The organism is Nocardioides sp. NPDC057772 (assembly GCF_042798075.1).
GTDB lineage: Bacteria > Actinomycetota > Actinomycetes > Propionibacteriales > Nocardioidaceae > Nocardioides.
Genome location: NZ_JBHVKN010000048.1, coordinates 18,895 through 28,029 on the forward strand (window position 1 = coordinate 18,895; position 9,135 = coordinate 28,029).

Genomic DNA, 9,135 nt, shown 5'->3' on the forward strand with positions numbered 1-9,135 from the left:
ATGACGGACCGGGAGGCGTACGTGGAAGCCGTTCTGCGTCTTGTCGAGCAGATCCCGCGCGGGAAGGTGACCACGTACGGCGCGATCGCGGACGCCCTCTTCGACGAGTTCGGGGGCGGTCCGCGACAGGTCGGCTCGGTGATGGCGCGCGAAGGCGCGGGAATGCCGTGGTGGCGGGTGGTGCGGGCCGACGGCTCGCTCCCCGCCTCCCACGGTGAGGAGGCCCGGCAGGCCTACCTCGAGGAGGGCACCCCGCGACGTGTCTCGGGGGCGGTGGACCTGCGCCGGGCGATGTGGCTGCCGCCTACGATGATCCCGTGATGTATCGCGTCCTCCACGCCGTCGTGCCACCCCTCCTCCGCGCGGTCTGGCGCCCGACGGTGACCGGGGGCGAGAACGTCCCCCGCAGCGGCGGGGTGATCCTGGCCAGCAACCACCTGAGCTTCGCCGACTCGATCGTGATCCCGTCGGTCTCTCCTCGGCCGGTGCACTTCCTGGCGAAGTCCGACTACTTCACCGGCACCGGGATCAAGGGTGCCGCCCAGCGGGCGTGGTTCGAGGGCATGGGGATGCTGCCGGTGGACCGCGACGACCCGCAGGCCGCGCTCGGGTCGCTGGAGGTGGCCCTGGAGGTCCTCGGCAGGGGCGAGGCGTTCGGGATCTACCCGGAGGGCACCCGCTCGCGCGACGGGCGGCTCTATCGCGGTCGTACGGGCGTGGCACACCTGGCGCTGACCGCCGGCGTGCCTGTGGTGCCGGTGGGTCTGCGGGGCACCGCGGAGCTCCAGCCGGTGGGGTCGAGCCTGCCGCGGCTGGCGAAGGTCACGGTCGAGTTCGGGAAGCCGATCCAGGTGGCGGGCCGCTTCGACGGCGTACCTCTGGGCAAGGCTCGTCGAGCGCTCACCGACGAGGTCATGGAGTCGATCGCGGCACTGAGCGGCCAAGAGGTCGCCGGGGTCTACAACGAGCGGCCCGCCGACGCCTGATCGGCTGATCGCCTGTTGCGCCGAGGCGCGAAGGGGCGCACTCTGGAGGGTGACCAGCAAATTCATGGGCTAGCAGCCGAGGTGAGGCAGATGGCCACCACGACCGTGTTGCAGGACGAGCTGCGACACAAGCACGACGAGCTCGCTGGGCGCCTGGCCCACGCTCGCAGCATCATCTCCAGGCCGGAGCAGACCCGCAGGGGCTGCGCACCGATCGACCAGTTCAATGCCGGTACGTCTCGACACCTGCACGCGGTGGGCGAGGCGCTGCTGCCGGCGGTCTCGGGCCATTGCGAGGGCGGAGCGCGGCTGGTCCATGACTATCTCCACGCGGCCAAGCGCCTGGAGGTGCTGCTCTTCCACGTGAAGGCGCACGAGTACGGCTCCACCTGGGAGACCACCCGCGGGTGGGCGACGCTGTGGGGCGAGGTCGAGGAGGCGCTCGAAGCCCAGGAGCAGAAGGAGGACGAGCTGGCCGCGCACCTCACCGAGGAGGCCCCCGACGACGTGCTCCTGCTGGTCGCGGAGCGGCTCACCGCGGCCGAGCAGAAGGCGCCCTCGCGTCCACATCCCTACCTCCCGCACACCGGTCTGCCCGGTAAGGTCGTACGCCGCCTGGCCCGTCCCGTCGACGCGATCTGGGACAAGGTCGAGGGCCGCTCTCTCGGTGGCCCGAAGCCGCCGCCGCGCAAGCAGCCGGGCCTGTTCGGGCAGTATCTGCTCGGCGACCCGCGCTTCCCCGAGGAACGGGATGACGACACCCGGCACAATGAGCCGGGTGACCGCTGATTCCATCACCTCCCGACTCGAGCTCGCGCCGCATCCCGAGGGTGGTGCGTTCCGGCAGACCTGGGCCGCCGCCGAGACCGTCACCCTGCCCGATGGACGCGTGCGTCCCACCGCGACCCTGATCTACTTCCGCCTCCTCGCCGGGGAGTCGTCCGCGTGGCACCGCGTCACCTCCGACGAGATCTGGCTGGCGCACACGGGTGTGGTGTCCCTGCAGTACGGCGGCGCCGGCTCGGCGCCGGTCGAGGGCGAGACCGTGCTCGTCGGGGTCGACGTCGCCGCCGGCCAGACGCCGCAGGCCGTGGTCCCGGCGGGGGTGTGGCAGCGTACGGTCCCCTCGGCCGAGGACGCGCTCGTCTCCTGCGTGGTCTCGCCCGGGTTCGACTTCGACGACTTCGAGCTCGCGGAGTAGGGACGGTGGAGTACGCCTTCGAGGGAGCCGTGATCGAGTGGCGCGGGCCGGCGCCGTTCTACTACGTGCCCATGCCCATCGAGGACGCGGCGGACGTCAAGGAGGACGCCCGCGGTCTGGAGTACTGGGGCCAGGTCGCCGTCACCGCCACCATCGGCGCGACCACCTTCACCACCGCGCTCTTCCCCAAGGAGGGCACCTATCTGCTGCCCCTGAAGGTCGCCGTGCGCAAGGCGGAAGGGATCGACCTCGACGACGTCGTCGCGGTGCGGATGCGTCTGGGGCATGACGTCTGAGACGCGCTGCGCGAATTGCGAAGCAATCGCATCCAACACTGTCGGTGGTCTCTGATTGGCTGGTCCTGTGAGTGTCGCGTACCGCCTTGCCCCGCCGCCGAATGCAGCCGCAGTGCCGGTGCTGGACGAGCACCAGCGGTCGGTCGTGGAGCATCCCGGCGGGCCGCTGCTGGTGCTGGCCGGGCCCGGGACGGGTAAGACGACCACGCTGGTGGAGGCGGTCGTCGACCGGATCGAGAACCGCGGCGTACGTCCCGACCAGCTGCTGGCCCTGACCTTCTCCCGCAAGGCCGCCGAGCAGCTGCGCGACCGGGTGACGGCGCGGCTGGGGCGGACGCTGTCCGGGGCGGTCTCCTCGACGTTCCACTCCTTCGCCTACGGGCTGGTGCGGCGCTACGCGCCGGCCGAGCTCTACGCCGCCCCGCTGACGCTGTTGTCCGCGCCCGAGGCCGACGTGGTGCTGCAGGAGCTGTTGGCCGACAACCCGGAGTCGGTGCGGTGGCCGGAGCGGTTCCGGATGGCGGTCGGCACCCGCGGGTTCGCGCGCGAGGTGCAGACCGTGATCGCGCGGGCGCGCGAGCGCGGGCTCGACCCCGACCAGCTGGTGGCCCTCGGCCGCGACGAGGGGATCGAGGAGTTCGTGGCCGCCGGATGGTTCCTGGAGCAGTATCTGGACGTGCTCGGTGCCCAGTCGGCCATCGACTACCCCGACCTGATCATGCGCGGCGTCATCGAGGCCGAGCGGCACGCGGCCGAGCTGCGGGCCGAGTTCACGTGCGTGTTCGTGGACGAATACCAGGACACCGACCCGAGCCAGGTCGCGCTGCTGCAGGCGCTGGCCGGCGACGGGCGCGACCTCATCGTGGTCGGTGACCCGGACCAGTCGATCTACGGGTTCCGCGGCGCGGACGTCAACGGGATCCTCGACTTCCCGTCGCAGTTCCTGACCCGGGAGCGCCGGCAGGCGCCGGTGGTCGCCCTCGGGACGACCCGCCGGTTCGGTTCGCGGCTGCTGCGGGCGTCACGGTCGATCGCCGCCGGGATCTCGGTGCGTGGCTCGATCCCGGCTCCGGCCTACGACACCTTCCGCAACCCGCACCCGCTGGCCCAGGACCCGGGGCGGGCGGAGGTGCTCACCTTCGACACCGACCGCGCCGAGACCGAGCACATCGCCGACCTGCTCCGCCGGGCCCATCTCGAGGACGGCATCGACTGGTCCGACATGGCGGTCCTGGTGCGCTCGGGACGCACCTCGATCCCGCAGCTGCGCCGGTCGCTGACCGCCGCCGGTGTCCCGGTCGAGGTCGCCTCCGACGAGACGCCCTTGGTGCGTGAGCCCGCCGCCGCGGTGCTCCTGGACGCGCTCGGGGTGGTCGTGGACGCCGACGTCGAGTCCGAGCTCGACGAGCGCTACGTACGCCCCGAGCGCTGCGAGGAGCTGCTCACCGGCCCGCTCGGCGGCCTCGACGCCACCGACGTCCGCGCACTCACCCGCACCCTCCGGGCTCGCTTCCCGGACGTCGCCGCCCACGATCTCGTACGCCGCGCCGTGCTCGATCCGTCGTTGCTCGCCTCCGACGAGGACGGCGGGGGCGAGGAGCGAGTTCTCGGTCGCGTACGGCGGCTGGCGGCGCTTCTCGCCGAGGCCCGGGCGGCGCTGAAGGACGGCGCCGGGGCCGAGCAGGTGCTGTGGACGCTCTGGGACGGTGCCGAGTGGGGACAGCGGCTGCGTGCGCAGGTCGAGTCGGGCGGTCCCGCCGCGCGGCTGGCCCACCGGGATCTGGACGCGGTGGTGGCGCTCTTCGACACCGCCGCCAAGATCGAGGGCCGCCAGGAGTTCACCTCGGTCGAGACCTTCCTCGCCACGCTCCGCGCCCAGGAGATCCCGGCCGACACCCTGGCAGACAAGGGCGTACGCGGCTCGGCGGTGCGGCTGCTCACCGCCCACCGCTCCAAGGGGCTCGAGTGGGGCCTCGTCGTGGTCGCCCACGTCCAGGAAGGGGCGTGGCCCGACCTGCGCCGCCGGGACTCGCTGCTGGGGCCCGACCGGATCGCCCCGGCGCTGCCGGACGGCCGTCACGGCGGGCTGCTGCCGCCGCTGACGCGATCCGCGATGCTCGCCGAGGAGCGCCGGCTCTTCTACGTCGCCGCCACCCGCGCCCGGTCTCGGCTGGTGGTGACCGCGGTGAAGTCGCCCGACGACGACGGCGACCAGCCGTCTCGGTTCATCAACGAGCTCGGCCTGCGCGAGGACCAGATCCGTCACCGGGTCGGCCGGCCGTCGCGGCCGCTGTCGCTTGCCGGTCTCGTCGCCGAGCTGCGTCGCACCGCCGCAGACCCGGGTCAGCCGCTCGCGTTGCGCGAGGCGGCCGCGAGGAGGCTGCAGAAGCTGGCCGCCACCGAGGTGCGCGGCAAACGGATCGCGCCCGCCGCCGACCCGTCGACATGGTGGGGGCTGCGGGCCCCGACGTACGCCTCGGCCCCGGTCCGCCCCGAGGATCGCCCGATCACGCTGAGCGCGTCGGCGCTGGAGGCGATCCTGACCTGTCCGGCGCAGTGGTTCCTCGCCCGGGAGGCGGGTGGTGCGGTCACCGACTCCTCGAGCCAGGGATTCGGCAAGGTGGTGCACGCGATCGCCGAGCAGCTCGCCCGCGGCGAGCTCGACGCGGCCACTGTCGAGGACCTGATGCCGTTCGTCGACGAGGTGTGGGGCCGCCTCGAGTTCCGTACGCCCTGGTCCGCCGCCCGTGAGCGCGAGGCGGTGCGGGAGGTGCTGGCCCGGTTCCTGACCTGGCACCGACGCCCCGGCGCGCGGACCGTGATCGGGTTCGAGCAGCAGCTGACCGCGAAGGTCTCGCTTCCCAGCGGGGAGACGGTGCGGCTCAACGGTTACGCCGACCGGCTGGAGCTCGACGAGAGTGGACGGATCGTGGTGGTCGACCTGAAGACCGGGAAATATCCGCCGACCGCGCAGGAGGTCAAGGAGCACGGCCAGCTCGGTCTCTACCAGCTGGCGGTGGAGCACGGTGCGGCCTCGGCGCTGGCGCCGGGCGCGACCGCCGGGGGAGCGGAGCTGATCCAGCTGCGCCACCCCGCGGGCTCGGGGAGCGAGCTGCCGAAGGTGCAGGTGCAAGCCCCGGAGCCCCCCGAGATCATCAACCAGCTGGAGAAGGCGGTGGCGACGGTGCGCGCCGAGGAGTTCGTAGCCAGGCCCGGCAAGCAGTGCGACCGGTGTCAGTTCCGGGCGCTCTGCCCGGCGGAGGCTTCGGGATCGGTGCTCTCATGAACCCGATGAAGGTCGAGACCCCCGAGGAGCTCGCCAAGCTGATGGGCCACGACTGGCTCTACAGCGACGAGCAGTTCCGCGCGATCACCGCTCCGCTGGAGCCGGCGGTGGTGATCGCCGGGGCCGGGTCGGGCAAGACCGCGGTCATGGCCGCCCGCGTCGTGTGGCTGGTCGCCACCGGCCGCGTGCTTCCCGGGGAGGTGCTCGGTCTGACCTTCACCACGAAGGCGACCGCCGAGCTGGCGACCAGGATCCGGGAGTCGCTGCAGAAGGCAGGCCTGTGGCCGGAGCGGCGCGAGGGTCCGCCGCGGCCCGGTGAGGAGGGGGAGGAGGAGCCGTCCGAGCCGACGGTGGCGACCTATCACTCCTACGCCTCCGGCCTGCTCTCCGAGCACGGGCTGCGGATCGGTCACGAGCCCGACACCCGGCTGATCGCGGACGCGACCCGCTACCAGCTCGCCGCGCGGGCCGTGGCCCGGCACACCCACCCGGTGGAGAAGCTCACCGACTACCCGAAGCTCGCCGTGCAGCAGCTGCTCGCGCTCGACTCCGAGCTCTCCGAGCACCTCGTCGATCCCGCCACCCTGCGTGCCTACGACCGCAACGAGCGGGCGCTGTTCGCGCTCGAGGTGGCCGATCTCAACGCGCAGCTGGCCGACGGCAAGCGGGTCAAGACCAAGCTGAGCAAGGTCGAGAAGGCGATCGACGCGATCGACAAGCGCTACGAGCTGCTCGACCTGGTCGACGGCTACCGGCGCCTCAAGGACCGGCTCGGGCTGATGGACTTCTCCGACCAGATCGCCCTGGCCGCCCGGCTGGCCATGGAGACCCCCGAGGTCGGCGAGATCGAGCGCGGGAAGTTCAAGGTGGTGCTGCTCGACGAATACCAGGACACCTCGGTGGCCCAGGCCCAGATGCTCGCCCGGCTCTTCGGCGACGGGCACCCGGTGACCGCCGTCGGCGACCCCAACCAGGCGATCTACGGCTGGCGCGGCGCGTCGGTGAGCAACATCCTCGAGTTCGGTCGCGACTTCCCGACGAAGGACGGACGCCGGCCGGCCTACTCCCTGACGGTCAACCGCCGCTCCGACGCCCGCATCCTCGACACCGCCAACCATCTCGCTGCCCAGCTCTACGAGGGCCGCGAGAAGGAGCGCCTGGTCGCGGCCGAGGGCGCGCGCGACGGCGAGGTGCGGGTGCATGTCCACGAGACGTACGACGACGAGCTCCTCTGGCTCGCCGACCAGGTGATCGAGGCCCACGAAGCGGTCGGTGAATGGAAGGAGATCGGCGTCCTGACCAGGGACAACTCGCAGGCGGCGGCGGTCTTCGACGCGCTCACCGCTCGCGAGATCCCGGTGGAGATCGTCGGCCTGAAGGGGCTGCTCCGGCTGCCCGAGGTGGCCGAGGTGGTCGCGACCATGGAGCTGCTCCACGACGTCACCGCCAACGCCGCGCTGCTCACCCTGCTCGCCGGCCCGCGCTGGGCGATCGGACCCCGTGACCTCGCCATCCTCGGCCGCAGGTCGCGCGACCTCGCCGGGGTCGTCGGCGGCGCGGAGGAGTTCGCCGACATCGAGCGGCAGCTGGAGGCTGCCGTCGAGGGCACCGACCCGACCGAGATCCCCTCGCTCAACGACGCGCTGGAGGATCCCGGTGATCCCGCCGACTACGACTACTCGCCGCAGGCCAGGGAGCGGTTCAAGCTCCTCGCCGATGAGCTCCGCGGGCTGCGCCGCGCGGTCAACGAGCCGCTCCTCGACCTGGTCCGGCGGATCATCGACGTCACCGGCATCGACGTCGAGCTGGCTGCCTCGGTCTCCCCGGCGGCGTCGGCCCGGCGCGACAACCTCGACCTCTTCGTCCAGGCGGTCGCCGAGTTCGAGGGCCTCGACGGCCAGGTCACCCTGGCCGCGCTGCTGGCCTACCTGGAGGCAGAGGACGAATACGGCCAGGGTCTCGACGTCGCCACCCCGTCCGAGGCCGACTCCGTCAAGCTGCTCACCGTCCACCGGGCCAAGGGACTCGAGTGGGACGTCGTCTTCCTGGTGGGCGTCACCCACAAGAAGTTCCCCACCGGCCAGACCCGCTCCTCGTGGCTGACCGTCCCTTCGGTCATGCCCGCTGCGCTCCGTGGTGACCGCGACGACCTGCCGCAGCTCCACGGTCACGACGCCGACTCGATCGACGCTCTCCTCGCCGAGCGCAAGGAGCACGAGCAGGTGGAGGAGCTGCGCCTGGCGTACGTCGCCTGGACCCGCGCCCGCCACATCCAGTTCGTCTCGTGCTGGCGCTGGTCGCCCTCGCTGAAGGAGGGCCGCGGGCCGTCGGTCTATGTCGAGAAGACCCGTGAGGCGCTGCTCCAGTGGGGTGCCAGGCCCGACCGCTGGGCCGAGGTGGTCGTGAAGGGTGAGGAGGAGAGCCCCTACGCCGCGCGGGAGGTCGATCTGCCCTGGCCGATCAACCACCACACCCCCGAGGTGGAGCGCCGCCTGGAGGCGGCCCGGCTGGTCCGGGAGGTCGGTCCCGGACCCGACGATCTCGATGACCTCACCCTGCTCGAGACGGTGAACCAGTGGGATGAGGAGATCGAGCGGCTGCTCACCGAGGCGGAGCGCGAGCGGGCCCCCGAGGTGGTCGTGCCACTGCCGTCGTCGCTGTCGGCCACCGCCATGTCGAAGCTGCGTGACGACCCGCTCGGCTTCGCCGCGGACCTGGTCCGTCCGATGCCCCGCAAGCCGTCCTCCCAGGCCCGCTTCGGCACCCGGTTCCATGCCTGGGTCGAGGCACGGTTCGGCCAGCAGGATCTCTTCGACCCCGACGACCTGCCTGGTCGCGCCGACCACGGCATCGAGGACGAATCCGGTCTCGAGGAGGTCATCGCCGCCTTCGAGCAGGGCCCGTTCGCCGACCGCCCACCGTTCCGGGTCGAGGCCGCCTTCGCGATCGTCCTGGCCGGTCAGGTCGTGCGCGGTCGGATCGACGCGGTCTACCAGGAGCCCGACGGCGGCTTCCTGATCGTCGACTGGAAGACCAACCAGGCCCAGAACGCCGACCCGCTCCAGCTCGCGCTCTATCGGCTAGGGTGGGCGGAGCTGATGGGGGTGCCGTTGTCGAAGGTTCGTGCGGCGTTCTACTACGTACGTTCCGGGAAGCTTGTCGAGCCTTCGTCGCTTCCTGGGCGGGAGGAGTTGGAGGGGATCCTCGGCGGGGGTCGCTGACGGTGTTTTGTGGTGGGTGTTTGCCGCCGACCCGTTACGGGAGGGTGTTCTCAGCGGCGTCGGGAGTCAAGGACGGCCTGCGGCCGCCGGCTTCGCCGGCCGCTTCGCGGTCCTTGACACCGGACCATGTCGAGAAAGATTTGGC

The 9,135-nt window shown here is 71.8% G+C and carries 7 protein-coding genes; all 7 read left to right on the forward strand.

What is annotated here, in order from left to right:
• Positions 1 to 321, forward strand: a complete 321-nt coding sequence (locus ACFVJS_RS11065) for an MGMT family protein (RefSeq protein WP_378879464.1) — start codon at positions 1 to 3, stop codon at positions 319 to 321.
• Positions 321 to 986, forward strand: coding sequence for a lysophospholipid acyltransferase family protein (locus ACFVJS_RS11070; RefSeq protein WP_378879480.1), 666 nt, complete (start codon positions 321 to 323; stop codon positions 984 to 986). Before ACFVJS_RS11065 ends, ACFVJS_RS11070 begins: the two co-directional genes overlap by 1 nt.
• Before the next feature lie 90 nt (positions 987 to 1,076).
• A complete protein-coding gene (locus ACFVJS_RS11075; protein ID WP_378879467.1) occupies positions 1,077 to 1,775 on the forward strand; it encodes a hypothetical protein in 699 nt (232 codons plus the stop codon).
• Positions 1,756 to 2,187 carry a cupin domain-containing protein gene (locus tag ACFVJS_RS11080; RefSeq protein WP_378879470.1) on the forward strand — a complete coding sequence of 144 codons (432 nt, stop codon included), beginning with the start codon at positions 1,756 to 1,758 and terminating at the stop codon, positions 2,185 to 2,187. Before ACFVJS_RS11075 ends, ACFVJS_RS11080 begins: the two co-directional genes overlap by 20 nt.
• Before the next feature lie 5 nt (positions 2,188 to 2,192).
• Positions 2,193 to 2,483: a DUF1905 domain-containing protein gene (locus ACFVJS_RS11085; RefSeq protein WP_378879473.1), complete on the forward strand. Its 291-nt coding sequence runs from the start codon at positions 2,193 to 2,195 to the stop codon at positions 2,481 to 2,483.
• A gap of 67 nt (positions 2,484 to 2,550) precedes the next feature.
• Positions 2,551 to 5,769 carry an ATP-dependent helicase gene (locus ACFVJS_RS11090; RefSeq protein WP_378879475.1) on the forward strand — a complete coding sequence of 1,073 codons (3,219 nt, stop codon included), beginning with the start codon at positions 2,551 to 2,553 and terminating at the stop codon, positions 5,767 to 5,769.
• Positions 5,766 to 8,990 (forward strand): UvrD-helicase domain-containing protein, encoded by a 3,225-nt coding sequence (locus ACFVJS_RS11095; protein ID WP_378879478.1) that lies wholly within the window; start codon positions 5,766 to 5,768, stop codon positions 8,988 to 8,990. The genes ACFVJS_RS11090 and ACFVJS_RS11095 overlap by 4 nt, the downstream gene beginning before the upstream one ends.
• Positions 8,991 to 9,135: the final 145 nt, after the last annotated feature.

Bases quoted from the DNA above. Each gene is read 5' to 3' on its own strand.
- ACFVJS_RS11065 (WP_378879464.1), top strand. From the start codon at position 1: ATGACGGACCGGGAGGCGTACGTGGAAGCCGTTCTGCGTCTTGTCGAG.
- ACFVJS_RS11070 (WP_378879480.1), top strand. From the start codon at position 321: ATGTATCGCGTCCTCCACGCCGTCGTGCCACCCCTCCTCCGCGCGGTC.
- ACFVJS_RS11075 (WP_378879467.1), top strand. From the start codon at position 1,077: ATGGCCACCACGACCGTGTTGCAGGACGAGCTGCGACACAAGCACGAC.
- ACFVJS_RS11080 (WP_378879470.1), top strand. From the start codon at position 1,756: ATGAGCCGGGTGACCGCTGATTCCATCACCTCCCGACTCGAGCTCGCG.
- ACFVJS_RS11095 (WP_378879478.1), top strand. From the start codon at position 5,766: ATGAACCCGATGAAGGTCGAGACCCCCGAGGAGCTCGCCAAGCTGATG.